Origin of the sequence: Streptomyces sp. NBC_00009, assembly GCF_045040855.1 — a bacterium.
GTDB classification, from domain to species: Bacteria; Actinomycetota; Actinomycetes; order Streptomycetales; family Streptomycetaceae; genus Streptomyces; species Streptomyces aureus.
This window is the reverse complement of sequence record NZ_CP108312.1, coordinates 7,680,185-7,705,090: the sequence shown is the minus strand read 5'-3', so window position 1 is coordinate 7,705,090 and position 24,906 is coordinate 7,680,185. Positions and strand designations below refer to the sequence as shown.

The window sequence follows — 24,906 nt, the reverse complement described above, 5'->3', positions numbered from 1 at the left end:
AGGGCCACGCGTGATTGAACAGTACATGGCAATTCGGTGCCCCGACAGGGTGTCGGACGCCGGCAGTCCGGGTCACCGCGCGCCGACGCCCCGCATCACTGCAGGCCGATACGCCGCGCGATCTCCTCGGTGTGCCGCAGGCGCGCCGGCGCGTCGTCGCCGAGGGCCGCGACGACTCCGGCGACGACAGTCTCGACCACGGCGAGGGTGGGCACGAAGCTGTCGTAGGGCGACGGCGTCGTGACCAGGCTGGGCAGCACTACCTCGGCGTGCGCGGAGACCGGGGACAGCCATCTGTCGGTGAACAGGATGACCTTCGCGCCCTGTTCCAGGGCGAGTTGGGCCATGGTGACCTTGTCCTGCTCGTAACGGCGGTAGTCGAAGACGATCAGGACGTCGCGGCGGGTGAGCGCGCCGAGCACCGCGGTCCGCTCGACGTCGCCCGCGGGCAGGAGCCGGATGTCACCGCGCAACTGCATGAGGTGCAGCCCGAGGTACTGGGCGAGGAGATGGGTGAAGCGGCCGCCGGCCAGCGTGATGCGCCGCTTGCCGTCGGCCAGGAGCGAGACGGCGTGTTCCAGGTCGTGCGACGGGAGTTCGGTGAGGGTCTGGGCGACGGCGGAGCTGAACAGCCGGCTGCTCTGCCCGAGAAGGGACGCGTCGCCGCCCGCCGCCTCGTCGGTGCGGGCGCGGTCGGCGGATTCGTACAGGGACAGGGGCGACGCGTTGCGTTCGTCGAGTTCCTCGCGCAGGGCGGTCTGGAAGTCGGGGAAGCCGCGGTAGCCGAGCCGGTTGACGAAGCGGATGACGGTCGGGGCGCTGACGCCCGCCCGCTCGGCGAGGACGGCGACGGTCTCGAAGCCGGCGGAGGGGTAATTGGCCAGGAGGACGCGGGCGACCTTGCGCTCGGCAGGACTGAGGTCGCCCAGCTTGTGCCGGATCACGTCGGCGAGTGCGCCGGAGGCCATCGCGGGTTCCTTTCTCGGTCGTCGGCGGGGGTGGGCCCGCGGGCCGAGCCTAATGCCGATCTTCGGAGCTGTGGTCCCGACCGTCGCCGCGCACCGGGGCCACGACGGGTGCTCCCGCACCGGGCAACGGCGCGATGAACCGGTGCGGGAGCGTCGGGGGGCAGCGTCAGTCGCTGCGGCTGTCACCCAGGTCGGCGATGAGAGAGGCGAGCAGGGCGACCCGGACCGGGACCGTACTGACGTCGAGCCACTCCTCGGGGGTGTGGTCGGCGCCGCCGACCGGTCCCAGGCCGTCCAGTGTCGGGACCCCTGTGCCGGCGACGGTGTTGGCGTCCCCCACGCCGCCCGTCGCCGTGGCCCCGAAGGACAGGCCCAGGCGTACGCCGATGTCCTTGGCCCGGTCGAACATCCGGCGGGAGGCTTCAGTAGCCTCCATCGGCGGGCAGGATTCGAGTTCCTCGACGGTGACGCGGGTACCGGGGACGACGGGCCGCGCGGCGGCCTCCTGGATGGCGGCGGTGGCGTCGCGCATGCCGCTGTCCGTGGCCGAGCGGATCTCGACGAGGAGTTCCGCGTCGGGGCAGACGATGTTGAAGCGGCTGCCCGCGCGGACGACGCCGACGTTGAGGGTGACGCCCTCCCACATGCCGTTCAGCGCCTGGATCGCGATGACGAGGTGGGCGGCGGCCAGAGCCGCGTTCGCTCCGCGTTCGGGTTCGATGCCCGCGTGTGCGGCACGGCCGGTGACGGTGAGCCTGAAGTCGGCCACGCCCTTGCGGGCGAGGACCAGGTCGCCGTTCTCCCGGGCGCATTCGAGGGCGAGGGCGTAGTGCGCACCCTCGGCGGCCCGCCGGGTGACCGGTCTGCTGGCGGGTGAGCCGATCTCCTCGTCCGGCGTGGCGAGGAAGACGAGTTCCGCGTAGTCCTCGACGCCGGCCCGGGCGAGGATCTCGAGGGCGGCAAGGCCTGCGACCATGCCTCCCTTGTCGTCGCTGACGCCGGGGCCGTGGGCGAGGGATCCGCTGAGGGAGAAGGGGCGTTCGGCGGCGGCCCCGTCGTCGAAGACGGTGTCCATGTGCGCGGCGAGCAGGAGTCTGCGGCCTCCGTCGGCCACGGCGAGGCGACCTTGTCTGCGCCCGATGAGCACATCTCCGGTGCGGTGTCCGTGGGTCGGCGGCAGCGGGACGCGTTCCACGGAGAAGTCCAGACGCCACAGGCGGGCCCGGACCAGGTCGGCGACCCGGTTGACGCCGTCGGAGCTGTACGAGCCGGAGTCGATCGCGACGAGTTCGGCCAGGTCTTCGAGGTAGCGCGGCCGGTGTGCGTGGGACAGGGCCAGCAGCGCCTCGTCGAGGGGCTGCTGACGGGGCGGGGCGCTCACAGGACCTTCGACAGGAAGGCGCGGGTGCGCTCCTGCTCGGGTGCGCTCAGGACCCGTCGGGGGTCACCGGATTCGACGACGACGCCTTCGTCCATGAAGACGGCCAGGTCACCGACTTCGCGGGCGAAGCCGATCTCGTGCGTGACGACGACCATGGTCATGCCGTCGTCCGCGAGCCGGCGCATGACGTCGAGGACGTCGCCGACGAGTTCGGGATCGAGCGCCGACGTCGGTTCGTCGAACAGCATCAGCTTCGGTTTCATGGCGAGGGCGCGGGCGATGGCGACGCGCTGCTGCTGGCCGCCCGAGAGCTCGGCCGGGTAGTGGCCCTCCCGGTCGGCGAGCCCCACCTGGTCCAGCAGGGCCCTCGCCTCGTCGCGGACCTGGTCCCTGGCGGCGCCGGCGACCTTGACGGGGGCTTCCATGACGTTCTCCAGGGCCGTCATGTGCGGGAAGAGGTTGAACCGCTGGAACACCATGCCGATGTCGCGCCGCCGGGCGGCGACCTCGCGCTCACGCAACTCGTGGAGGCGGGTGCCCTGCGGCCGGTGGCCGACCGGTTCGCCGTCGACGGAGAGGCGGCCCCCGTCGATCTTCTCCAGATGGTTGATGCACCGCAGGAACGTGGACTTGCCGGACCCCGAGGGCCCCAACAGGCAGCACACCTGGCCGCGTTCGACCGTCAGGTCGATGCCCTTGAGGACCTGGAGCTTGCCGAAGTGTTTGCGCACGCCCTCGGCGTGCACCATGGGCGCGTTCAACGGCCCTCCTCCTTCTGTGTGCGGCTGCGCAGGGCGGTGAGGGATCCGGCACAGAGGCGCCGCAGCGGGGAGACCGCCGCGCCGCGGGCCGTGCCGCGCCCGTAACGGCGTTCGAGCCACGCCTGCGGGACGCTCAGGACGCTGACCAGAGCCAGGTACCAGAGGGACGCCACCACGAGCATGGGGATGACCTGGTAGTTCTGCCCGTACACGTCCTGGATGTTGGACATGAGGTCGTGCGCCGCGATCACCGACACGAGGGCGGTCATCTTGAGCATGTTGATCGCCTCGTTGCCCAGCGGCGGGATGATCACCCGCATCGCCTGGGGCAGCACGATCCGCCGCATGGTGAGCGCCGGGCGCATGCCGAGCGAGTGGGCCGCCTCGGTCTGTCCGGCGTCCACTGACCGGATCCCTGCGCGGACGATCTCGGAGGCGTACGCGGCCTCGTTCAGGCCGAGCGCGAGCAGGGCGGCGACGGCCGGGGTGAGCAGGGTGTTGGTGTCGGCCTGGAAGAAGGTGACGCCGGTGAACGGGATGCCGACCATCACGTGCTGGTAGAGGGCTCCGGCGTATCCCCAGAAGATGATCTGTACGAGCAGCGGGGTGCCGCGGAAGATCCAGACGAACAGCGACGAAAGGCCGTACAGGACCGGGTCGTCGGAGAGCCGCATGACGGCAACGAGGGTGCCGAGGACGAGGCCGAGCGTCATCGCGGCGACGGTCAGCCACAACGTGGTGGCCAGACCGTCGAAGATCAGCCCGGCGAACAGGTAGTGGCCGACGACGTCCCAGTGCAGGTTGCCGTTCTTCGCGAGCGAGCCGATGAGGCCGGCCAGCGCGGCGACCGCGGCAACCGCGGAGATCCAGCGGCCCCAGTGGCGGACGGGGACGATCTCGAAGGCGTCGGATGCGGGGGTCTCGCCCGTGCGCGGCGTCCCCATGGGGGTGGTGGTGGCCATCTCTAGTCCACCGCCGCGTTCTTGGTGGCTTCCTTCACGGCGATGGAGGCGACGCCGTACTTGTCGCAGATCTTGGTGAGGGTGCCGTCGTCGATCAGGGCCTGGAGCGCCCGCCGGATCGCGTCGGTCAGTTGCGGAAGTTGCCTGGAGACCGCGATGCCGTTGGGTGAGGCGCGGTAGCCTGCCGGCGCCTTGGGGTCCTCGGCCAGGTCGAAGGCCTTGCCGCCGTCGGCGGTCTTGGCCGACCAGCCGGCGGCGGGTTTGGTGACGACCTCGGCCGTCACCTTGCCCGAGCGCAGGGCGAGTTGGGCGTCCGAGTCCTTGGGGAAGGTCTGGATGTCGGCCGTCTTCCGGCCGGCCGCCCGGCACGCGGCCTGGTGGGCCTCGAGCAGCTTGTACTGGTTGGTCGCCGCCTGGACGCCGACCTTCCTGCCGCAGAGGTCGTCCAGCGTGCTGATCTTCGCCGGGTTGCCCTCGGTCACCAGGATGCCCGAGCCGGAACGCGAGTAGTCGACGAAGTCGACGACCTTCTGGCGCTCCTTGTTGTCGGTCAGGGCCGACATCGCGGCGTCGAACTTGCCGGCCTGGAGGGCGGGCACGATGCCGTCGAACTTCGTCGGGGTGAAGGCGAACCTGACGCCGAGCTTCGCGCCCAGGGCCTGGCCGAGGTCGTAGTCCAGGCCGGTCAGTTCGCTCTTCCCCTCGGTGACGAACATCGCGAACGGCGGGTAGGGGACGTCCGTGGCCACGCGCACGGTGCCCGCCTTCTTGATCCGCTCGGGCAGGGCCTCGTGCAGTGCCGCGTCCCGCGTGACCGTGACCCCGGCGATCTTGCCCCGGGACGCCGGATCGGCTCCGCCGGAGCCGCTCGCGCCGCAGCCGGAGACCACCGCCAGAGCCGTGCAGGCCAGCACGGCAGTCGCCCCGCGGCGGGGCACAGAGATGTACATCAACGTCGTTCCCTCTCGGACGTCCGAAGCGCGCGGAATCACCTCCGCCGACGTCCCAGAAGTTACACATCAATGTTCGTGATGGCTAGATGTAACGCACGTTACATACCTGGCTCGCGCTCGGGCAGGTCTCTGTTCCGTGTCTCATCGGCAGGCGTGCAGGTCTGACGGTGCTCTACGCGGCCACGGAGGCCGGCACCGGAGCGGGCGGGCGGACGTCCGCCATGCGGCGCTCCGGTCCGCGCCGCCGCAGCACCAGATGACCGACGAACGCGGCGGGCCCGAAGAAGATCTGCGCGGGCACGATCTCGGGGAGATGCCCGGTGAGCGCCTCGACCGTGACCGGTGTGAGGGTCGGGACCAGCGCGCCGAACACGGCGACGAGACCGAGCGCGGTGGCGAGACCGGACCGCCCGTAGGCCTTGTAGGCGACGGTGCTGTAGAGGGCGTACACGAGGAGGTCACCCATGCCGAGCACCGCGCCGAGGCCGCCGATGCGCAGGCCCGCGGAGGGCGCGAAGGCGTAGCCCTGCACGGCGTCGAAGAGCCGCTGCGTGATGGGCACGGCGGTGGCGAAGAACAGGTCGTACGCGGCGAGGGCGAGCGCGAACCGGGCGACGTGCCGCAGGCGGAGACCGCCCTGGGCGTTGAGGTTGGCGGCGCCGACCGCCATCAGCATGATGACGGTGCTGTTGATCAGCCAGTACGGGAGCGCATGGGTCGGGTCGTGTTCGGCGGTCCGCGCGGCGAACCAGTCGGCCGCGAGGAGCGCGGCGATGAGGAGCCACCGGAGCCGGGCGCTTCGGACCACGGGGCCGTAGGCGACGGCGAGGCCACCCGCCAGGGTGAGGCCGAGGACGGGCGGCAGGAGCGCGCCGGGCAGGGCCAGGTAGAGGAACGGCAGGGCGATGACGAAGCCCATCATGATGACCATGTCGTTGCCGTTGAAGGCTCCGACTGCCGGCCGCGGCAGGGTGACGAGCCGGAAGTACGCGACGCCCGCGAGCGAGACGCCCAGGGCGATGCCCAGCGTGACGAGGGTGAAGAACACGGACTGTGCGGCGCTCACGAGGCCCTCCCGGCAAAGCTGTGCTCGACCAAGTCGCAGCGGTACCGCCGCAGTTGGTGTCCCTCGGCGTCGGTGAGGGCGACGGTCGCGTCGATGCCGGCCTCGGCCAGGCGGCCGGCGATGTCGGCCGGACTGTTGTCCGCGGCGCACGCGGCGGCGAGTTCGAGCCGTAGCCGGCCGTCGGTGACGTCGGTCCGGTAGCGCATGGGCCACCGGGCGCCCGGCAGCGCGTCGAGGACCTCGATGATGTCGCGCGGCATCACGGCCCCGGCGCGGGTGCTCAGCACATGGTCGGCCTTGCCGAGGATGTGCGAGGTGGCCGGGACGTTCGTCATCTCGCAGGTGAGGGGCACGTCGGACAGGCGCCGCACGAGATCGCGGGTGTCGTAGCGGAAGAGCGGCATGCACTCCCGGTACGGGAAGAACGGGGTGGCGACGATGGTGCCGAGCGCACCGGGCTCGGCCGGCTCCCCGGTCTCCAGGTCGCACACCTCGACGAGGCCGATCCCGGCGTCGATGTGCAGATGCCGCTGCGCGCAGATCGCGCCCGCGACCGGAGTCACCTCGGTCATGCCGTAACCGTCGTGGACCTGGGCGCCGAAGGTCTCCTCGGCGGCCGAGGCCAGGGCCGGCGACAGGACTTCGCTTCCCACGTTGATGCGCCGCAGCCGGAAGTCGGCGGGGCCGAGGCCCCGTTCACGCGCGAGGACGACCAACTGGCCCAAATAGCTCGGGTAGGTGACCATCAGGGTCGGGGCGGGGGCGTCGGTGCCGACGGTCAGGTCGAGGGTCTCGGCGGGGGGCACCAGGCCGACCATGCGGATCGCGGCCCCGGCCATGCGGGCCACCTGCATCTCCGCGTACGCGGTGCCGGTGGCGCGGGAGCTGACGTTGAACTGGACGAGGTCCGTGGTGCGTACATTGCCGCGCAGGACCTGCGAGAGAGCGACCAGAGCGGGCCACAACCGCTCCTCGTAACGGGAGTACCAGACCTCGGCGGGGCGGCCCGTCGTGCCGGTGGTGCGCGAGGCGAGGAACGGCTCACCGCACAGAAAGTCGCGAGACCGCTTGACGAGGTCCGTCTTCGTGGTGACGGGGACGCGGCCCATGGTCTCGATGGTCAGCGTGGCGGGATCGACGCCCGCGGCCTCGAAGTGCTCGGCATAGAAAGGTGACTTGTCGGCCAGTCGCCCGGCAGTGCGGCGCAGGGCCTTGTTCGTCAGGTCGGCGCGCAGTTGCGGGTCGGCGGCCGCACCCCGCAGGAGTTGCTCGACATCCTCTCCCGGCGAGCCGAACTCGGCGATCGTCGCCAGGGCGTCCTCGACCAGCCGCTCGGCGGACCGTACGTCGATGGGACGGCCGAGCACCATCGCCAGCGCCATTCGGAACTGCCGGATTCCCGCGTCGAACATGGTTCCTCCCCCGCCTCCGACACATCGCGCACCGTGAACCGTCACCCCTGAAACGCCGCAAAGAGACGGGGCGGGCGGCCGTCGCCGCCCGCCCCGTCGCCGCGTCAGCTGGGACAGTTGGTGAAGAGCACCGCCGCCAGCGAACCCATGACGTACTTGGTGTGCTTGAGCGTGGAAACGATCGCGGACATTCGTAAACCCCCTCCATCGTTCGGATGACCTTCACCGGTTGGTGAAAGCACAACGATGCTCATTGCGGCAAACTCTCCTGTCAAGAACGCATCCAGCGATCCATCGTCCGCACCGAAACATGCAATCGGACGAGATCGTCCCGCGTCCGGCCGCTTCCGCGTTCACGCGATGAGTTCCGGCGCCGCTCACGGTCATACACGGAGCAGCACCCCCGACCGAGGAGAGCTCCCGATGAACAACCCCCGCATCGGCTTCAGCCTGCCGAGCTTCGGACCGTACGTAGGGCCCGAGGCCATCGCCGACGTGGCGCAGGCCGCCGAGCGTTTCGGCTTCGACAGCGTGTCCCTGTCCGAGCGACTGCTGCTCCCCGCCGGACCCGACTGGCACAACGAGGCACGGCTGCCCGAGTCGTACGTGTGGGACCCGCTGGAGACGCTCACCTGGGCCGCGGCGCACACGAACCGCATCAGGCTGGCGACGGGCATCGTCAACGCGCTGTTCCAGCCGCCGCTGATCCTGGCCCGGCGGCTGGCCACCCTCGACCGGCTCTCCGGCGGACGGCTCGACGTCGGGATCGGGCAGGGCTGGCTGCCGGAGGAGTTCACGGCCACCGGGGTGCCGGCCGGCCGTCGGGGCGCGGGCTTCGAGGAACACATCGCCGCGATGCGGGCCTGCTGGGGTCCGGACCCGGTGGAGTACGAGGGGAAGTTCTACCGGATCCCGCTGTCGACCGTCGGGCCGAAGCCGGTGAACGGCCCGCTCCCCCTGGTGATCGGGGCGGGCGCGCGTTCCGCGGTGGAGCGGGCGGCCCGGCTCGGCGCGGGGTTCGTCACCGTGGTGTTCCCGCAGGACTGGGACACCGCCCGTACACAGATCGGCTGGTACCGGGAAGCCGGCGGCGCCGGTCCGGTGGTGATCCGGATCCTCGCGGTCTCCCAGGACACTCCCGACCCGGTGGCCACGCTGATCGACGGCGCACGTGAGCAACGGAAGCGGTGCGTGGAGCTGGGCGCGGACGAGATCCAGTGGGGCGACCTCAATCTGGCGGAGGTACCCGTCGAGGACCAAGTGGTGGCGATGGAGGAGATGGCGGCGGCCCTGGACCTCGACGCCTCCTGAGGGCCACTGCGCCCGACCGGCCCCGGCGTGCTCCCTCTACGATGGCGGTATACCGCCGCTCATGTGCCGGCGGGCCGCCGGTCGGGAGGGGCCACCAATGATCATTTTCGGTACGCGGGGATATCTGTACCAGCTCGCGATGCTCACGTTCGTCTGTGGCAACTGCGGCAATCCCGCGGCGCACGCGCTGCGCAAGTACGTCACGAAGTTCACGCTGTTCTTCGTGCCGCTGTTCCCCATCTCCACCAAGTACCGCTCGCAGTGCACGTTCTGCGGGATCGAGCACCAGCTCGCCAAGGAGCAGGCGGAGGCGCTGCTCGCGCAGGCCGCCGCGCCCGCCGGTTACCCGGCGCAGGGCCAGCAGCAGCCGGGCCAGCCGCTCGGCCAGAACCCGTACCAGCAGTAGTCGTTCAGGGGCTGGCGGCGAACGGCGCCGTGAGGCGCAGCCGCCAGTCCCCGTCGGTGCGGACCACGAGATCGACGCGCCAGGCAGCCACACGCAGCGGGAGCAGCGGCCGCACCTTGTCCCGCACGAGCTCCGCCTCCTCGTCCGTGGCCCCCGTCGCCAGCGTGAGATGCGGCTCGGGTCGCTCCCCGAACCGGCCGCCGTACGGGGCGATGTGTGGCCAGCGTGCGCAGAACGCGTCGGCCACGGGCTGCAGCGCGGGTACGGGCACGGCGACGAAGCGCGGTGCCACCACGAAGTCCTTGAGATCCGTCTCGACCGCGGGCAGTGACGACGCGAGGTCACGCACCTCGGCGTCGACGTCCGCCGTCAGCTCCGCCGCGGGCAGGAACGGGTAGAGCAGCGAGACATGGGCGGGCAGGCCCTTTCTCACCAGCGCGGGGTTGACCTCCGCCGCGGCTTCGAGCAGCGGGTTCACCATGGGCAGGGTGATGACCAGAGCGCTCCGGTCCTCCGGGGCGCGCCCCTCACCGACGGCCGTCATGGCCACCTCACCTCCGTGCTGGGACATGCTTGCGGGGGCGGACCAGGAACGGCCCGCCCCCGCACATGTTCTCAGCCCTGAGCGGCGCTGCGGCGCTTGCGCGTCGCCCACACGAGGCCGCCACCCGCGACGATCACCACGGCGGCCGCCCCGGCGATGAGCGGCGTGGCGCTGGACGAGCCCGTCTCGGCGAGGTCGCCCGAGTCGGCGCTCGGCTTGGACGAGGGCACCGCGGCAGCGGAGCTCGTCGCCGTGCTGGGCTTGTCGCTCGGCGTGGGAGACGCCGTGTCGGCCGGCTTGGACGGCGTCGGAGTCGGCTTCGGCGTGTCCGACGGCTTGGGCGTGCTGCCCTCGCACACCGGTGCCGTCTTCGTCTCGTCACGCGAGTACTGGTCGCCGTCGCCCGCCTTCACGACGAGGTGGACCGAGAGTTCCTTGCTGTGCTCGGGGAGCGGCAGCGTCTTGTGGAACTGGTCCTTGAACGTCTCGGTGGGCAGCAGGTCCTTTCCGTCCACCGTGACGGTCACCGTGTTGTCAGCCCTCGACCCGTAGTTGGTCAGGTCGAGGCTGACCTGGGAGCAGGTCACCTCCCACACGGGGGTGTGCGCCTGCGCCGGGCTCGCGAAGAGCCCCACGCCGAACGCACCTGCCGTGGCGGCCGCTATGAGGGCGCCCGACGCCCGCCACGTCTTCTTGTTCTCAACCACAGAATTTTCCTCCGCGATGTCTTCACCCCGTCTGATGGTGCGCGCACCCTACTCCTGGCGCACCAGGGGCTCGCGACCGCCACCCCTTTAACCCGCGCCCCCTGGTTCAGAGGGAGTTGGGAGCGGCCCCGAAGTCCGGGATGTCCAGGCGTGCACCCCCGCGAAGGGCCGACGCGTGGGCGACGATGCCGGGCAGGGTGTAGCGGGCGGCCACCCAGGCGTTCACCGACGGCAGGGTCCTCGTGGCGACGGCGGTGACGAAATCGTCGACGAGGAAATGGTGGCTTCCCTCGTGGCCGTTGGGCATGTGGTCGAACTCGCGGGGCAGCCGGGCGCGGTCGTGCACGGGCGCCGAGCCGGAGGTGAACGCGTCCCTGAGGGCGGGCGCGATGTGCTGGAGCGAGGGGTCGTCGGCCGGCAGCGTCGGCTTGGGCTGGAGGAGTTCCGAGATGTCCTGCACCCCCTTCTTGTCCTGCCAGAAGCTGACCGTGGCCAGCTGCTCCATGCTGGCGTCGGTGCCGAAGAACCGGAACCGCGATTCGCGGATGTGTGACGGATAGCCGACCCTGCGGAACTCGTTCGTACGGAAGGAGCCGCCGCCCGCGACCTCGAAGAGCGCCGTCGCGTTCGACAGGTCGTTGCCGAACTGGCTGACCTCCTTGTCGAAGACCCCGTCACCGCGCTCGTCGGGCACACCGATCGCGGAGACGCTCACGGCGTGGGTCTGCCAGGCGCCGAGCACACCGCCGACGGAGTGCGTCGGGTAGAGCAGGGGCGGATAGCTGGCGGTGGCCTTCCAGTTGTCGCCGCCGCTGTACCGGTAGGCGTCGTAGAAGCCGAGGTCCATGTCGTGGACGTAGTCGCCCTCGGCGTAGAAGAGCCGCCCGAAGGCGCCGTCGGCGATCTGGTTGCGGGCGTGCACCGTCGCCGGGTTGTACTGGCTGGTCTCGCCCATCATGTACGTCAGCCCCGTGTCGCGCACGGCGTCGATGATGGCGGCGATCTCGTCCTCGGTGATTGCCATCGGCACCGCCGAGTACACGTGCTTCCCGGCGCGCAACGCCTGCAGGACTAGCGGGCCGTGGGTCCAGCGCTGGGTGAAGACCGCCACGGCGTCGACCGCGTCGGACTCCAGCATGGCGTCGAACGAAGGGAAGGTGCCGGTGAGCCGCTCGGCGGCGACGAGCTGTTCGGCGCGCTCCGGCAGCAGGTCCGTGACGTGGATGTCGCCGACACCGGGGTGGGCGCGGAACAGTTTGGCGAACTGCCCGGAGAACTGCCCGGCGCCGACGATGCCGATGGAGAACGTCATGAGGATCCCTTCAGAGACTGAACTTCACTGAACTGCACGGAACTTCGCTGGACTTCACTGCCCGCTCCTGTCCTTCCCCCAACTTCACTGGGAGAACAGGAGGTTGATCTGGCTGCCGCTCGACATCGTGGCCGGGTCACAGAGCTTCGCCGGGTTCAAGATCACGGGTGATGCGGTCTACGGGGTGGTCACCACCCCTCAGGAGCGAGATCGTCGCCCGCCGCTCCGAACCCCTGGACACGCACGACCCGGAGGAGATCGCGGACCTCCTGCACCGGATGGCCACCGGTTTCCAGGAGAGTTTCCCCCGCCTCGCCGGAATCGACATCGGCGTGCGCGGCAACGTCAGGCACCGGGCGACCGTCGTCGTGAACGCGTTCCTCGGCTGGGAGGAAGTACCGCCCGCCGACATGGTCGAAGGGCGCACGGGGCTGCCCGTCGTCGTCGACAGCGCCGTGGCGGCGCTGATCGAGGCCGAGGCCTGGTTCGGCGCCGGCCGCGGCCTCGACCGGTTCGCGGTCCTCACCATCGGGGCGGGCATCGGCTACGGCCTGATGATCGGCGGACGCCTGGTCCGCACCGGCGAGGACGGCCACGGGGTCGGCAAGCGCTGGTTCATCAACCCCAACGGCCCGCTCACCCCGGAGGGCGAACGCGGCAGCGCCATGGCCCTGCTGACCATCCCCGGCATCAGCTACCAGGTCCGCGCGGCCACCGGCCGGGACGTGACGTACGAGGAGATCCTGGCCGCCGCCGCGTCCGGCGACCCGCTCTGCTCCCGCGTGATCGGCGAGGCGGCGCGGGCCCTGGGCACGCTGGTCGCACAGATCGCCAACTTCGCGATGCCGGAGAAGATCCTGCTGGCGGGCGAGGGGGTGGGCCTCGCCGATGTCGCGGGCGGCGTGGTCCACGAGGCGATCCTCGCCAACCGTAACCCCATGGCGGACCCCGTCCACCTGGAGACGAAGGTCTCCGACTTCCACGAGTGGGCCCGCGGCGCCGCGGTCCTGGCCATCCAGGTACTGGTACGGGGGACGAACGAGGGGTGAGGGGCGCCCTAGCGGGGGCCCCGAGCCGGGCCGAGCAGGACGCCGGCGATCAGATCGTGGACCAGGAACTCGCCCGGCCCACGGTTCTCCTTGAGCCGGTCCAGGTCGGCGGCACCGAACCAGCCGTACGCGGAGTGCTTGGACCACTCCAGGGCGGGGTGGTCCAGATCCCCGTCGACCTCGACGACCCAGTCGGCCTCGTGCCGTCGGCCACCACCGTCGTCGCCGGTCCAGGTGGAGACACCGAGGAACGCATCCACCCGCCGCAGGCGCCAGCCCGTCTCCTCCTCGATCTCGCGGGCCAGCGCGCCGAGGAGACTCTCGCCCGGCTCGACATGGCCGCCGACGATGTCCCACGTGTCGGGAAAAAGGCGCCGGTCGGGGCTTCGCCTCTGCGCGAAGGCCTGCCCCCGCGCATTGAGGATCACGGCACCCACGGTCCACACCTCGCCCTGCTTCATCACGGGTGGTGCAGGTGTCACGGCGGTCACTTCATACTGCTCGCGCGGCGGCATGGCGCCACTGTAGAAGGACGCCGACGCGACCCGGCAGGCCTGCGGGCGGGCGCCGAGGCTGACAGGGAACTGACAGGGTCCGTGCGCTACCGGGATTCATTCCCATTGCATCGGGCTTCAGCCTGGTGGTGAAGCGAATCTGGAGATCGCGACGCAGAGCGTCGCAGCGTCCCTCCCCGCGGAGCAGGGAGGGGTGGTCCTTCTGGACTGCCGGTGCGGAGCATCACGGCTCGTCCCATGCGTCCAACGATCATGGGCGGGCGCGATGGGTCGAACTTGAGCGCGAGCATCAAACGGGAGGATGAGCGTGATCAGTTCCGATCTTCTGGGACGGTGCCCGTGAGGGCGCACCTAGGATGACGTTCATGCAGCTCCGGTACGCGTTCCGGCTTTACCCGGAACCGGGTCAACGCATCGCGTTGGGCCGGGCGTTCGGGTGCGCGCGAGTCGTGTTCAACGACGCGGTGCGTGCCCGGAAGGACGCCCATGCGGCGGGTCTGCCGTATCCGAAGGCCGCCGAGCTGTCCCAGACCTTGATCACCCAGGCCAAGCGGACCGTGGAGCGGTCTTGGCTGGGCGAGGTGTCCTCGGTGGTGCTCCAGCAGTCCCTGCGCGATGTCGAGGCCTCATATAAGGCGTTCTTCGCCTCCCTCAAGGGCGAGCGTAAGGGCGCGAGGGTGGGTGCCCCGCGGTTCAAGTCGCGGAAAGATTCGAGGCAGTCGATCCGGTTCACTGCCAACGCCCGCTGGTCGATCACCCCAACCGGCCGGCTGAATCTCCCGAAGATCGGCGATGTGCGGGTGAAGTGGTCCCGCACCCTGCCCGTGGTGCCGTCCTCGGTCACGGTAATCAAAGACAGTGCGGGGCGGTACTTCGCGAGCTTTGTCATCGACACCGACCCGGCCGCCGACGCCGCGCGGATGCCCGCCACCGACCAGACCATCGGCATCGACCTGGGCCTGACCCACTTCGCGGTCCTGTCCGACGGCACGAAAATCGACTCCCCGCGGTTCCTGCGCCGGGCGGAGAAGAAACTCAAGAAGGCCGGACGGGAGCTGTCCCGCAAACAGAAGGGCTCGAAGAACCGGGCCAAGGCCCGGCTCAAGGTCGCCCGCGCGCATGCGCAGGTCGCCGATGCGCGCAAGGAGTTCCACCACCAGCTCTCCACTCGGTTGATCCGCGAGAATCAAGCGATCGCCGTGGAAGACCTGTCGGTCAAGGGCCTTGCGCGCACCAAACTGGCCAAGTCCGTCCATGACGCGGGCTGGTCACAGTTCGTGACCATGCTCGCCTACAAGGCGGCCCGGTACGGACGGACCTTCGTCAAGATCAACCGGTTCCAGCCCACCAGCCAGGTGTGCTCGACCTGCGGACACCACGACGGCCCCAAACCCCTGCACGTACGGGAGTGGACCTGCCCCGCCTGCGGCACCGTCCACGACCGGGATGTCAACGCCGCCAAGAATGTGAAAGCGGCCGCCGGACTGGCGGCATCGGCCTGCGGAGCGAAGATAAGACCAGAACCCCTTCTGGCCCAGCGCGAAGAAACAGGAAGCCACGGAGTCCCAGCAGGAAGCCGAGCCGCATAGCGGCACAGCAACCCGCGGGACGGCCAGAATCCTCGGGCCTCAGCCCGAGGAGCATGTCAATGGTCGGAAGAGCCCCTATAAGTCGATAAGTGGCATCGTGGAAGGTGAGCGCACCGCCCGACCCGCTCCGCGTGAGCGGCCCGTACGGCGGCGCGCACCGCGGAGCGAAGGCGGTGACGGCTGTGGCAACCACCCTCAAGGCCGGAGGGAGCCGGTTCAAGGCCGACCGGCAGCTGACCGTGCGCATGCTGGTCACCGTGTTCCTGCTGGGCCTGCTGTACGTGGCGTTCATCGGCGCGCTCCTGGTCCTGCTCAAGTCGACCCTTCTGGTCGTCGTGATCGCCGCGGCACTCCTCGGGTCGCAGTACTGGTTCTCCGACCGGATCGCCCTGTACGCCATGCACGGCCGCATCGTGACCCGTGAGGAGCAGCCCCAGCTGCACGGCGTCATCGACCGGCTGTGCGCGACCGCCGACATGCCGAAACCGCAGGTGGCCATCGCAGGCACCGACCTGCCGAACGCCTTCGCCACCGGCCGCAACGCCGATCACGCGGTGCTGTGCGTGACCACGGGCCTGCTGCGCCGTCTGGAGCCCGACGAGCTGGAGGGCGTCCTCGCGCACGAGCTGTCCCACGTGGCGCACCGCGACGTCGCCGTGATCACGGTGGCCTCGTTCCTCGGTGTGGTCGCCGGCATCGTCGTCCGCTTCGCGTTCTACTCCGAGCTGCTCGGCGGCCGCCGAAGGACCGACCAGAACACCCTGGTGGTCCTCGCGGTGGTCATGGGCGTCTCGATCGCCGTCTACGCGATCAGCTTCGTCCTCATCCGGGCACTGTCCCGGTACCGGGAGCTGGCCGCCGACCGGGCCGCGGCGCTGCTGACGGGCCGGCCGTCGGCGCTGGCGTCCGCGCTGACCAAGCTCGACGGGGACATCGCCCGCATCCCGAACAAGGACCTGCGGACGGCCCGCGCGTTCAACGCGTTCTACTTCATCCCCGCGCTGTCGAGGAACGCCCCGCTGCCCCGGCTCTTCTCCACGCACCCCTCGCTCGAACAGCGCCTCGACCAGCTGGCGGCGATCTCCGCCGACCTCGGCCGCCCGGCCTGAGCCCCCGAAGGGATCCACATGGGCTTCCTGGACATCCTGCTCGGGCGCACCAGGCCCGCCCCACCCGACCTCGACCGGCTCTTCGGCCTGCCGTCGGCCGCGATCACCCTGGAGGCGGCCGCCGGGTTCACGCCGACCGGCCTGGGCTCTGTGTGCTTCACGACGGTGGAGGGGACTGCCTTCGACACGATCCGCGAGGACGTGGGGGCCCTGCTGAACGCCGATACGGAGCGTGGCGCCGCGACGGAGTTCAGCCGGGACGAATACGGCTACACATGGCTGCTCTCCCGACGAGCCCCCTCGGACCTCCCGGCGCTGGTCGGCGATCTGCACGCGGTGAACGCCACACTCGAAGGCAACGGCTTCGGCCCCCAACTCCTCTGCTCCCTGGCCGGCTTCCGCAACGCGGAGGGCCACTCGCTGGCGCTCGTCTACCTCTACAAGCGCGGCACGTTCTACCCCTTCGCCCCACTCCCCGGAGAAAGGCGCGACAACGCCCTGGAACTGCGCGTACGCGCAGTGATCGGCGACGACCTCCGCATAGAACCGGACCTGGAACGCTGGTTCCCGGTCTGGGGCGCACCCGGCCTGGGAGAGACCAGGACCTGACACGGCCTCCGAGAGAGGGGGCGGGTACCCGTCAGCAAACCCCAACCATCACGCAATCCCGACCATCACGCCCGCAGAGCGACAACGGCCTCGTCCGTGTACATCAGGAACGTCAGCGTCTCCTGGAAGTACAGCTCGACGCCGGTCGCGTCGTGCGAGGTGTAACCGATCGAAAGATCCTGGCCGATGCGGAGTTCGTAGTCGCCGCCGCGGGTGGACAGGACGAAGGCGCCGTTGATCGCGGGTGCCCAGATCAGTTCGCCGTCCAGGAGCCGGGCGATGTGGCCGGACACGGGGAAACCGTGGTCGGTGGTCTCGCTGACCGCCGTGTACGCCTCGGCGCCGAGCAGCAGCGAGTACGGGCCGTCGACGCCTGCGAGGCGCAGGGCGCTCAGGGCCCTCGCGATGGTGTCGGGGTAGTCGCGGGGTTCGGCAGGCAGACTCAGAACGGGGTTGGACGTGCCCTCGCGGACGCCTTCGATCTGCGCCGCGGCGTAGCCGTCGAAGATGGCCTGGTCCTCGGCGAACGCCATGGTGCGGGCCGCGTCCTTGACCGGCTGCCAGTCGGAGTCGTTGGAGCCACGAGCGACGTCGTCCACGGCCTCGCGGCTGACGGTGAAGGGAACGCGCAGTTCAACCAGCGGCTGTGCCTCGCGCAGCCGCGCCATGACTCCCGGGGCGGGCGGTGTGACGGACCGCAGATGCCCGGTGCCGACGGCGGCGAGTTCGAGCCCGTCGGGGCCGGTGACGTCGAGGACGCGGCGTCCCGCGACATGGCGCTGGAAGGCGCGGCCGGCCTCTTGCTCGATCTCCGCCCAGGCGGCTTCGCTGATGGGGGCGAGTTCGCGGTGCAGGTTGTTCATGACGCGGGGGCTCCTTTGAGGCCGCCGATGCCCAAAGAGCCGTCGGGCGGGGCGACGACGGGCTGCGGTGACGCGGCAGGGGCGGGAACTTCGCGTGCGGCGTCCGGCAGAGCGGGCGGGTCCGGCAGGTTGTCGAGGGAGTCTGCGGTGGGAACGAAGAACAGGTTTCCCGTGACGGCGGTGGAGAAGTCGAGGATCCGGTCGGTGTTGCCGGGAGGGCTGCCGATGAACATGTTCTCGAGCATCTGCTCGGTGACCGCGGGAGTCCGCGCGTACCCGATGAAGTACGTCCCGAACTCGCCGCGCCCGAGCGTCCCGAACGGCATGTTCTGGCGGACGATCTTCCGTTCCTCGCCGTCCTCGGTAATGGTGTTGAGGGCCACGTGGGAGTCGGCGGGCTTGGTCTCGTCGGACATCTCGATGTTGTCGGCCTTCGAACGGCCGATGACCTTCTCCTGCTCCTCCGTCGACAGGGCGTGCCAGGCAGCCATGTCATGCAGGTATTTCTGCACGATGACGTAACTGCCGCCCGCGAACGGGGCGTCCTCGTCGCCGATGAAAACGGCAGAGCGCGCCGCGTCGCCGGTCGGGTTCTCGCTGCCGTCGACGAAACCGAGCAGATCACGGTCGTCGAAGTAGTTGAAACCGTGCACCTCGTCGACAACGGTCACGGCGTCGCCGAGCTGTCCGACGATGTGGCCGGCCAGCTCGAAACAGAGGTCCATGCGCCGCGCCCGCACATGAAAGAGCAGATCCCCCGGAGTGGCGACGGCCCGGTGCCGATCGCCGTTCAGCTCACGAAAGGGATGCAGCCCGACAGGCCGCGGCCCGCCGAACAACCGGTCCCAGACAACAGAGCCAATCCCGACGGTGCACGACAGGAACGAGTCGGGAGAGCGGAACGAGACCGACCGCAGCAGCCCGTTCACACCACCGAGCTGGTCGCGTACGCGGGATTCGGCGCCAGGTGCCGTAGTCACCACGAGAATGAGGGCCGCTGTCGAGTGCGGCGCCATGACGGGCTGCGTTTGCGTCACTGACTCTCCCGCAGGGGTGCAATGCAGTCGGCTGACTGCCGTCACATTAAGCCGGGCTCATCTCTCCCGCACGGTCAATCGGTGACCCGCCGCGGATCACGCCCTCTGCGGACGTCCTCCACGAGGTGCATCGCGGCCTCCTCGGCGGACGCGGCCGCACCGTCGATCCCGACGTCGTCGGCGAACATGTCGCTCTCCTTGTCCTTGCGCACGCCTTCATCGGGCGCCACGAGCCGGCCGGAGCGCTCGGCCCCCACCTCGTCGTCGAGCGGTTCGCCGTCGGTGTCCCAGGTGTCGCCGATATCGTCGCCGTCCGGCAGAGTCAGGTCGGGGACCTCCTCGGACAGGCGCTCGTCGAGCGTCTCGCCGTGCCGCTGCTCCGAGCAGGTGACACCGGTGTGCTCGACCCCCCAGGGCCGCTCGGGCGGCGAATAGCCCTCGTCGAGCGGATCGGTGACGCCGCCGCCGAGCAAGGTGTCCTCCTGGTCGAGGAGACCCTCGTCGTCCTGGACCTCGGACCCGTCGGGCTGGTAGACGTCGTCTCCCCGCCCTTGATCGTCGATGTCCACGTCGCCTCCTTCAGCGGTGGCCTCTGCCTCCATTGTGGGCGGCGAGGGGGCGGCACGTCCTGCTGAAGGATCCCGGACATGAAGGTGCCCCGACCGTGACGGGGGATCACGGCCGGGGCGGTCTGAGTGGGCACGGATGGCGGTCGCCTCTCGGCGGGGGCTCCACAAGGCATCAGCCGAACGATCGTCCTTGCAGGCGAATGAGATGAGGCCCGGGGACACAGCTCCATCCGCGTCCACGCCTAGTTTAACGACGAACCACCCCCGGGAATTCCCCACCCCTATGAACTACGTCACTACCCACCCCCGCACGCCACACCAGCCAGGACAGGAGACAGGGAAGACAGCGCCACCGAGCGATGAGCCGCATACGAGACGTGGACCGGCGACAGGAAGCAGCCCCACCGGCGATCAGCCGCGTACGAGACGGGAGGGGACGTGGGGGCATGTGCACGCGGAGCCACCAGCACCACGTACAGGCAATTAACTGGGAAGCGACGCCCCATAGAACAGCGAGCACTGACATGCCCCCGCGGCCCCGCACCCAAAAACACAACGACCAACGACAACCCGCACCGAAGCAAGCACCGGCGCCCCCACCCACCCTTCCGTCACGGCGCCGCAGGCACGTTCTCCAGCGCCGAGATCCGCCGACCGATGGCTTCGAGCGCGCCGGGCCGCCGCCCAGGAACCGCACGCCGCAACCGTGTAAGAGACGCGGCAAGCACACGGGCCTGCGCCGGATCACCAAGCTGCTCCCACTGATGATGGGCGCGATCCACGGCGGCCTCGACATCCTCCGTTCCCGCCGCCTGCCCGCGCGCCAGCCGAGCCTCGGCCGCAGTCATCCACAGCTCGCAACTGCGCCCAGGATCCTGCGCGAGCCGCGCGAGATCCGCACGCACCTCGAGCCAATGGAGCGCCTCCGGCGACCCCGCGCCATGAGTGCGCAGAGCGGTGCTCTCCCACATGGCGGCGATGGCCGCGGCCTCACCGTGCCGCCCGGACTGCGCGGCGGCGAGGATCCCCGGGTGCGGATCGGCATCGGGGCGAGGCTCGACGACTGGAACCGTCTCCTGCCGAGCGACCGGCACAGGCGACCGGGGAGCCTTCGTCACACTCCCCGGCCCACCATCGACCGCAAGGAACACTGCATCGCCGGGACCGGCCTCCCCAGCCGCCTGAGCATGAAGATGCGCAAGCGGCGGACGGTGCCCATTGCGCCATATCGAGGCGTACGTCTTGAGATAACCAGGCACGGCAGTGGAACGGCGCGGAGGAGGAGGCGAGACCCGCCCGAACACACGCACCCCGGGCCCCACGCCGAACCCCCCGCCCCGCACCTGCCCCCAGGCATCACCGTCGGCCACCAGATCGAGGACCACCGTGGTGGTGTCGGGCCGCCGCAGCGCGAGTTCGCCGGTGAGCCAGTGCCAGGGCAGGGCGGTGTACCGCAGGGTCGACGGAGTCGTACGGGCCAGGGCGAGATGAAGCAGACGCTGGCGGTGATCCAGATGGAGCTGCCCGGTCACGTACAGGACGAGAGGGCCGGGCGCGCCGGCCGCGGCGCGGATGCGGGTGAGGACGGTCTGCGGGTCGACGGGGTCGGCGAGTTCGACGACGGTCGCGGCGGCGGTGCCGGTCAGCGCACTGGGCGGTACCGCCGCGAGCGCGGGCAGTACGGAAGTCGCGTCGATGAGGCAGCTCTTGTTCGCCGGGGCGGCCGCAAGGAGCAGCGCGGTCCCGGTCACTGTCTGTTCCCCGTTGTCCTGCTGAGTGATCACCACTACAGCACCGTAACTGGTCCTTCTCCGTCACGGGTGACCGGCAGCAGGAGCTCGACTGGGGCCAATACAGGGCGTTTTGGACGCAATCGGGAAGTGGCTGCCGCACGCGCAAGGGTTCCGTCATTGTGGGCGGAACGAGAACGAGCCACCCCGCCCCGTTCCGCCCCGCAGCCGACCGCGATGCACGCCACGCGTCCGGCGCCGGTGCCCCGTCCGGGTGCGGAGCCGATTCACGTCACGGAAGCTGAGGACTATGGACGAACCTGAAGGATTTCCCCCTGTGGTCGTGCACGCCGCCCAGCCCGGCGGCCGCCGGGTGACCATCCGCGGCGAGGACGCCGGGCTGGCGACCGGGCAGGAGGACGTGCTCGAGTTCCTGCGGCGAGCGGGCCTGGAGGACGCGCGGCTGGACGACCCCGAGCTGGTCGAGTGGCGGGGTGGCGGTACGAAGGTGTGGCCGGCACAGATCTAAAAAGGCGCCGCCAACCCCACACCCCACACCCCAGCGTCAGCGGTAAGAGCTCGCGTCAGCCGGCTTGCCCGGGTCCTGCACCTCGACGAGATAGCGCCAGGCATCGGGCCGACTCCCGTCGACGTCGGTGAACCCGTACACCTGGGCAAGTGCCCCGCTGGACGTCGACTGCCCGTTCCAGCGGGCCACTTCGGGGTCGGCGGCGAGCGCGGCGACGGCCCGGCCGACGTAGAACGGGGTCTCGGAGATGCCGAAGTGCGGTGTCTGTTCCAGGGCGTCGCGCCAGTTCTCCTCGGTGACGCCGTAGTGCCCGAGCATGATCTCCGAGCGGAGCCAGCCCGGGGTGAGGGCGAGGGCTGTCGCGCCGCGTGGGCCCAGTTCCTGCCCGAGAGCGAAGCCCATACGCAGGACGGAACTCTTGGCGAGGTCGTAGAAGAACGAGACGCGGTAGTGGTCACGGTTGTACTCGGCCGTGCCGTCGGTCACTTCGACGACGAGACCACCGGGGTTGCGGAGCAGGAGCGGCAGCGCGTGGTGGCTGGTGATGGCGTGCGTCTCGACGGCGAGGCGGAGCAGGCGAAGCCCGTCGTCGAGGTCGTGCTCCCAGACGGGGGTGTCCCAGGCGAAGAGGTTCTCGCCGCCCCAGATGTCGTTGACCAGAACATCGAGCCGCCCCTGTTCGGTGGAGATGCGGTCGACGAGGGCCTTGACCTGGGCGGGGTCGAGGTGGTCGGTGGGCACGGCGATACCGCGCCCACCGGCGGCGGTTACCAGGTCGGCCGTGTCCTCGATGGTCTCCGGCCGGTCGTACTCGGAGCGCCGGGCCCGCGTGGTGCGGCCGGTCACATAGACCGTGGCGCCGGCCGCGCCGAGTTCCACGGCGATGCCCCGTCCCGCGCCGCGGGTCGCGCCCGCCACGAGGGCGACCTTGCCGTTCAGCCGGGCACTTCCGGTCCCGGGTTCCTGCGTCATGGAGCCGCCTCCTCGCTGCTGCCGGACGGGCCGCCGTGGCCCGCCCGCGGTTCGAGCATGACCCGGAATCAGGACAACCACTGTCGCCATTAATAAGCGGACGAAGACGATGACGACCAAGACGAAGAATGCGTTCTCGCCCATCGGTCACATTCCAGGGCCGGCCCGTGTCATAACAGTGACCAGGGAACCCGCCCGATGCGACAGGGAGACGCCGATGCCACCCGCCCGGACCGCGAAGCAGCGCAAGCAGGACACCCTCGACAGGCTCGAACGCGACGAGGACGTATGGGTGGCCACGGCCGACGGGGAGAACGCAACGCCGTATCTCGTACCGCTGTCGTTCCTGTGGGACGGTACGACGCTGCTGCTCGCCACTCCGGCGGCCAGTCCCACAGGGCGCAATCTGCGGGCCACGGGGCGGGCCCGGCTCGGTGTCGGCCCGACGCGTGACGTCGTCATGATCGAGGGCACGGCGCAGACGCTGACGGCGGCCGAACTCCCGGGCGACGTCGGAGACGCGTTCGCGGAGAAGACAGGGTTCGACCCGCGCACGCTGACCTCGGAGTACCTCTACTTCCGCGTCACACCGCAGCGAGTCCAGGCCTGGCGGGAGGCCAACGAGCTGGCGGGCCGGGACCTGATGCGCGAGGGCGAGTGGATCGAGGACTGAACCACCCGCACCGAAGCCCGAGTTGAGAACAGACTGCGGAGCCGGCCAAAAGCCAACCCCACCCACGGCCGCCCACCCACGGCAGCCCACCTACCGCAGCCCACCCGCCGCACCCCGACAACGCGAAACGCGCCCGCCGAAGAGACCTCCGACGGGCGCGCCCGGTGCCACACACTCAGCCGGTTGCCCCGACCGACCCGACTCAGCCGGCGGCAGGCTCCAGGTCCTTCTCCTCACCGCCCGGCCGCGCCGTCTCGTTCTCGGCATGCCAGTCCTCGTTGTCGGCGAGCGGCTTCTCCTTCAGCACGAAGGCGAGGACGAGACCGACCGCGAAGACGGGCACCAGGTACAGGAAGATCGGCACGAGTGCCTCCTGGTACGAGGAGACGACCGTGGCGCGCAGGTCGGCCGGCAGGGCCCGTACGAGCGCGGGCGTCAGTGAGTCGCTGTCGCCGACCTTCGACGCGGCGTCCGCGGGCAGGCGCACGGCGAGCTGGTCGGTGAGGCGGCTGGCGAAGACCGCGCCGACGACGGCGGTGCCCAGGGTCGCGCCGATCTCGCGGAAGAAGTTGTTCGCGGAAGTGGCGGTGCCGACCTCGGCGCCCGGGAAGTCGTTCTGCACGGCGAGTACGAGGGTCTGCATCATCAGGCCGACACCGGCGCCCGCGAGTCCGACGTACAGGCAGACCAGCCAGACCGGGTCGCTCACGTCGAGGCGGGACATCAGGAACGCGACGAGCATGATGATGACCGTGCCGACGATCGGATAGATCTTGTAGCGGCCGGTCTTGCTCATGATCGCGCCGGACGGCAGCGCCGTGGCCATGATGCCGACGACCATCGGGATGAGCAGCAGCCCCGACTCGGTGGCCGTCTTGCCGTAGACCATCTGGAGATACGTGGGCATGTAGCCGACGATCGCGAACATGCCGAGGCCGATCACGATCATGCCGAGCAGCGTGGCGACGTTGAAGATCGGGCTGCGGAAGAGGTGCAGCGGGATGACCGGCTCGGCGGCCCGCTTCTCGGCGACGAAGAACAGCACCCAGGCGACGACCGCGCCGATGCCGAGCCCGATGACCAGCGGGTCGGACCAGTCGTACTGCGTGCCGCCCCAGCTGGCGAACAGCACGGTGCAGGTGACGGCGGCGGCCATCAGTGCGGTGCCGAGGTAGTCGAGGGTGACCTTGACGGCCTTGCGCGGCAGCTTGATCGCGACGGCCGCGACGAAGAAGGCGAGGATGCCGAGCGGCAGGTTGACCCAGAACGCCCAGCGCCACGAGTGCTCGTCGGTGAACCAGCCGCCGAGCAGCGGCCCGACGACCGAGGAGAGACCGAACACGGCGCCCATGGGGGCCATGTACTTGGCGCGTTCCCGGGGCGGTACGAGGTCGGCGATGATCGCCTGCGAGGTGATCATGAGGCCGCCGCCGCCCAGGCCCTGGAGGGCGCGGCCCGCGACGAGCGTGCCCATGTTCTGGGCGAGCCCGCAGACCACGGAGCCGACCAGGAAGAGCGCGATGCCCGCGAGGAATATGTTCTTGCGGCCCATGAGGTCGCCGAGCTTGCCGTAGACCGGCATGCCGATGGTGGCGGCGAGGATGTACGCGGTGGTGATCCACGCCATGTGCTCGATGCCGTTGAGCTCGCCGACGATGGTCGGCAGGGCGGTGCTGACGATGGTCTGGTCGAGCGCGCCGAGCAGCATCGTCAGCATCAGCGCGCCGAAGATCAGCCCGAAGTTGTGCGGCTTGGCCAGTCCGTCCTCAGGGGCCGGATCGGTGCCCGCCGGTGCGGGGGCGTGGGTCATGCGCAGGTCTCCGTACGTGAAGGGATGGGATGCGCGGCGCGCGAGCGGTCGCCGCCCGGGGAGTTCGGG

25 protein-coding genes and 1 pseudogene are annotated in these 24,906 nt (G+C 70.0%); 8 read left to right on the top strand and 18 right to left on the bottom strand.

Annotation, left to right across the window (positions count from 1 at the left end; all coding sequences use genetic code 11):
• Nucleotides 1–95 precede the first annotated feature (95 nt).
• The 8 genes from OHA58_RS34910 to OHA58_RS34875 form a co-directional block, all read right to left on the bottom strand.
• Nucleotides 96–968 carry a MurR/RpiR family transcriptional regulator gene (locus OHA58_RS34910; RefSeq protein WP_405483705.1) on the bottom strand — a complete coding sequence of 291 codons (873 nt, stop codon included), beginning with the start codon at nt 966–968 and terminating at the stop codon, nt 96–98.
• 166 nt (nt 969–1,134) lie between these two features.
• A complete protein-coding gene (locus tag OHA58_RS34905) occupies nt 1,135–2,349 on the bottom strand; it encodes a M20 family metallopeptidase (RefSeq protein ID WP_405483704.1) in 1,215 nt (404 codons plus the stop codon).
• Nucleotides 2,346–3,098, bottom strand: coding sequence for an amino acid ABC transporter ATP-binding protein (locus tag OHA58_RS34900; protein ID WP_405485333.1), 753 nt, complete (start codon nt 3,096–3,098; stop codon nt 2,346–2,348). Before OHA58_RS34900 ends, OHA58_RS34905 begins: the two co-directional genes overlap by 4 nt.
• 8 nt (nt 3,099–3,106) lie before the next feature.
• Nucleotides 3,107–4,072, bottom strand: coding sequence for an amino acid ABC transporter permease (locus tag OHA58_RS34895; protein WP_405483703.1), 966 nt, complete (start codon nt 4,070–4,072; stop codon nt 3,107–3,109).
• Between the two features lie 2 nt (nt 4,073–4,074).
• Nucleotides 4,075–5,022 (bottom strand): ABC transporter substrate-binding protein, encoded by a 948-nt coding sequence (locus OHA58_RS34890; RefSeq protein ID WP_405483702.1) that lies wholly within the window; start codon nt 5,020–5,022, stop codon nt 4,075–4,077.
• A 175-nt stretch (nt 5,023–5,197) separates the two neighbouring features.
• A complete protein-coding gene (locus OHA58_RS34885) occupies nt 5,198–6,091 on the bottom strand; it encodes a hypothetical protein (RefSeq protein ID WP_405483701.1) in 894 nt (297 codons plus the stop codon).
• Nucleotides 6,088–7,503, bottom strand: a complete 1,416-nt coding sequence (locus OHA58_RS34880; RefSeq protein ID WP_405483700.1) for a phenylacetate--CoA ligase family protein — start codon at nt 7,501–7,503, stop codon at nt 6,088–6,090. Before OHA58_RS34880 ends, OHA58_RS34885 begins: the two co-directional genes overlap by 4 nt.
• Nucleotides 7,504–7,607: 104 nt before the next feature.
• Entirely contained in the window at nt 7,608–7,757 is a 150-nt protein-coding gene (locus OHA58_RS34875) for a hypothetical protein (RefSeq protein ID WP_362902822.1), read from the bottom strand.
• Between the two features lie 169 nt (nt 7,758–7,926).
• Between OHA58_RS34875 and OHA58_RS34870 the strand changes: the two genes are divergently transcribed.
• Together OHA58_RS34870 and OHA58_RS34865 are read left to right on the top strand one after the other, a co-directional pair.
• A complete protein-coding gene (locus OHA58_RS34870) occupies nt 7,927–8,814 on the top strand; it encodes a TIGR03619 family F420-dependent LLM class oxidoreductase (protein ID WP_405483699.1) in 888 nt (295 codons plus the stop codon).
• 97 nt (nt 8,815–8,911) lie between these two features.
• On the top strand, nt 8,912–9,220 hold the full coding sequence (locus OHA58_RS34865) for a zinc-ribbon domain-containing protein (RefSeq protein WP_266568386.1): 309 nt from the start codon (nt 8,912–8,914) through the stop codon (nt 9,218–9,220).
• Between the two features lie 4 nt (nt 9,221–9,224).
• Here OHA58_RS34865 and OHA58_RS34860 read toward each other — a convergent pair whose 3' ends face one another.
• From OHA58_RS34860 to OHA58_RS34850, 3 genes are all read right to left on the bottom strand, one after another.
• Nucleotides 9,225–9,764: a 2'-5' RNA ligase family protein gene (locus OHA58_RS34860; protein WP_405483698.1), complete on the bottom strand. Its 540-nt coding sequence runs from the start codon at nt 9,762–9,764 to the stop codon at nt 9,225–9,227.
• Between the two features lie 71 nt (nt 9,765–9,835).
• Nucleotides 9,836–10,471, bottom strand: a complete 636-nt coding sequence (locus OHA58_RS34855; RefSeq protein ID WP_405483697.1) for an LAETG motif-containing sortase-dependent surface protein — start codon at nt 10,469–10,471, stop codon at nt 9,836–9,838.
• A gap of 106 nt (nt 10,472–10,577) precedes the next feature.
• Nucleotides 10,578–11,783 carry a Gfo/Idh/MocA family protein gene (locus OHA58_RS34850; RefSeq protein ID WP_405483696.1) on the bottom strand — a complete coding sequence of 402 codons (1,206 nt, stop codon included), beginning with the start codon at nt 11,781–11,783 and terminating at the stop codon, nt 10,578–10,580.
• A 115-nt stretch (nt 11,784–11,898) separates the two neighbouring features.
• Between OHA58_RS34850 and OHA58_RS34845 the strand changes: the two are divergent.
• Nucleotides 11,899–12,832, top strand: a pseudogene (locus OHA58_RS34845) (ROK family protein); the annotation flags it as partial.
• 8 nt (nt 12,833–12,840) lie between these two features.
• Here OHA58_RS34845 and OHA58_RS34840 read toward each other — a convergent pair.
• Complete coding sequence (locus OHA58_RS34840) at nt 12,841–13,347, bottom strand: NUDIX hydrolase (protein ID WP_405483695.1); 507 nt, start codon at nt 13,345–13,347, stop codon at nt 12,841–12,843.
• A 365-nt stretch (nt 13,348–13,712) separates the two neighbouring features.
• Between OHA58_RS34840 and OHA58_RS34835 the strand changes: the two genes are divergently transcribed.
• The 3 genes from OHA58_RS34835 (at nt 13,713) to OHA58_RS34825 (ending at nt 16,654) form a co-directional block, all read left to right on the top strand.
• Nucleotides 13,713–14,936 (top strand): RNA-guided endonuclease InsQ/TnpB family protein, encoded by a 1,224-nt coding sequence (locus OHA58_RS34835; protein ID WP_405483694.1) that lies wholly within the window; start codon nt 13,713–13,715, stop codon nt 14,934–14,936.
• Nucleotides 14,937–15,118: 182 nt separating this feature from the next.
• The gene (gene htpX / locus OHA58_RS34830) at nt 15,119–16,045 is read left to right on the top strand and encodes a zinc metalloprotease HtpX (protein WP_405485331.1); all 927 of its coding nucleotides are present in this window, start codon (nt 15,119–15,121) and stop codon (nt 16,043–16,045) included.
• An 18-nt stretch (nt 16,046–16,063) separates the two neighbouring features.
• Nucleotides 16,064–16,654, top strand: coding sequence for a hypothetical protein (locus OHA58_RS34825; protein ID WP_405483693.1), 591 nt, complete (start codon nt 16,064–16,066; stop codon nt 16,652–16,654).
• Nucleotides 16,655–16,719: 65 nt separating this feature from the next.
• Here the strand turns inward: OHA58_RS34825 and OHA58_RS34820 are convergent, their stop codons facing one another.
• The 4 genes from OHA58_RS34820 to OHA58_RS34805 all read right to left on the bottom strand — a co-directional run bounded on the left by OHA58_RS34820 (nt 16,720) and on the right by OHA58_RS34805 (nt 20,910).
• Complete coding sequence (locus OHA58_RS34820; protein ID WP_405483692.1) at nt 16,720–17,517, bottom strand: family 1 encapsulin nanocompartment shell protein; 798 nt, start codon at nt 17,515–17,517, stop codon at nt 16,720–16,722.
• Entirely contained in the window at nt 17,514–18,554 is a 1,041-nt protein-coding gene (locus tag OHA58_RS34815) for a Dyp-type peroxidase (protein ID WP_405483691.1), read from the bottom strand. Before OHA58_RS34815 ends, OHA58_RS34820 begins: the two co-directional genes overlap by 4 nt.
• A 74-nt stretch (nt 18,555–18,628) precedes the next feature.
• Nucleotides 18,629–19,123, bottom strand: coding sequence for a DUF5709 domain-containing protein (locus OHA58_RS34810; RefSeq protein ID WP_405483690.1), 495 nt, complete (start codon nt 19,121–19,123; stop codon nt 18,629–18,631).
• A 611-nt stretch (nt 19,124–19,734) separates the two neighbouring features.
• Nucleotides 19,735–20,910, bottom strand: a complete 1,176-nt coding sequence (locus OHA58_RS34805) for a hypothetical protein (RefSeq protein ID WP_405483689.1) — start codon at nt 20,908–20,910, stop codon at nt 19,735–19,737.
• A gap of 253 nt (nt 20,911–21,163) precedes the next feature.
• Between OHA58_RS34805 and OHA58_RS34800 the strand changes: the two genes are divergently transcribed.
• On the top strand, nt 21,164–21,382 hold the full coding sequence (locus tag OHA58_RS34800) for a hypothetical protein (protein ID WP_326714538.1): 219 nt from the start codon (nt 21,164–21,166) through the stop codon (nt 21,380–21,382).
• A 36-nt stretch (nt 21,383–21,418) separates the two neighbouring features.
• Here the strand turns inward: OHA58_RS34800 and OHA58_RS34795 are convergent, their stop codons facing one another.
• Nucleotides 21,419–22,354, bottom strand: a complete 936-nt coding sequence (locus OHA58_RS34795; RefSeq protein WP_405483688.1) for an SDR family oxidoreductase — start codon at nt 22,352–22,354, stop codon at nt 21,419–21,421.
• A gap of 217 nt (nt 22,355–22,571) precedes the next feature.
• On the opposite strand from OHA58_RS34795, the gene OHA58_RS34790 reads away from it, so the two are divergent.
• Nucleotides 22,572–23,027, top strand: coding sequence for a pyridoxamine 5'-phosphate oxidase family protein (locus OHA58_RS34790; RefSeq protein ID WP_405483687.1), 456 nt, complete (start codon nt 22,572–22,574; stop codon nt 23,025–23,027).
• Between the two features lie 202 nt (nt 23,028–23,229).
• Here OHA58_RS34790 and OHA58_RS34785 read toward each other — a convergent pair whose 3' ends face one another.
• The gene (locus tag OHA58_RS34785; protein ID WP_405483686.1) at nt 23,230–24,837 is read right to left on the bottom strand and encodes an MDR family MFS transporter; all 1,608 of its coding nucleotides are present in this window, start codon (nt 24,835–24,837) and stop codon (nt 23,230–23,232) included.
• Between the last annotated feature and the right edge of the window lie 69 nt (nt 24,838–24,906).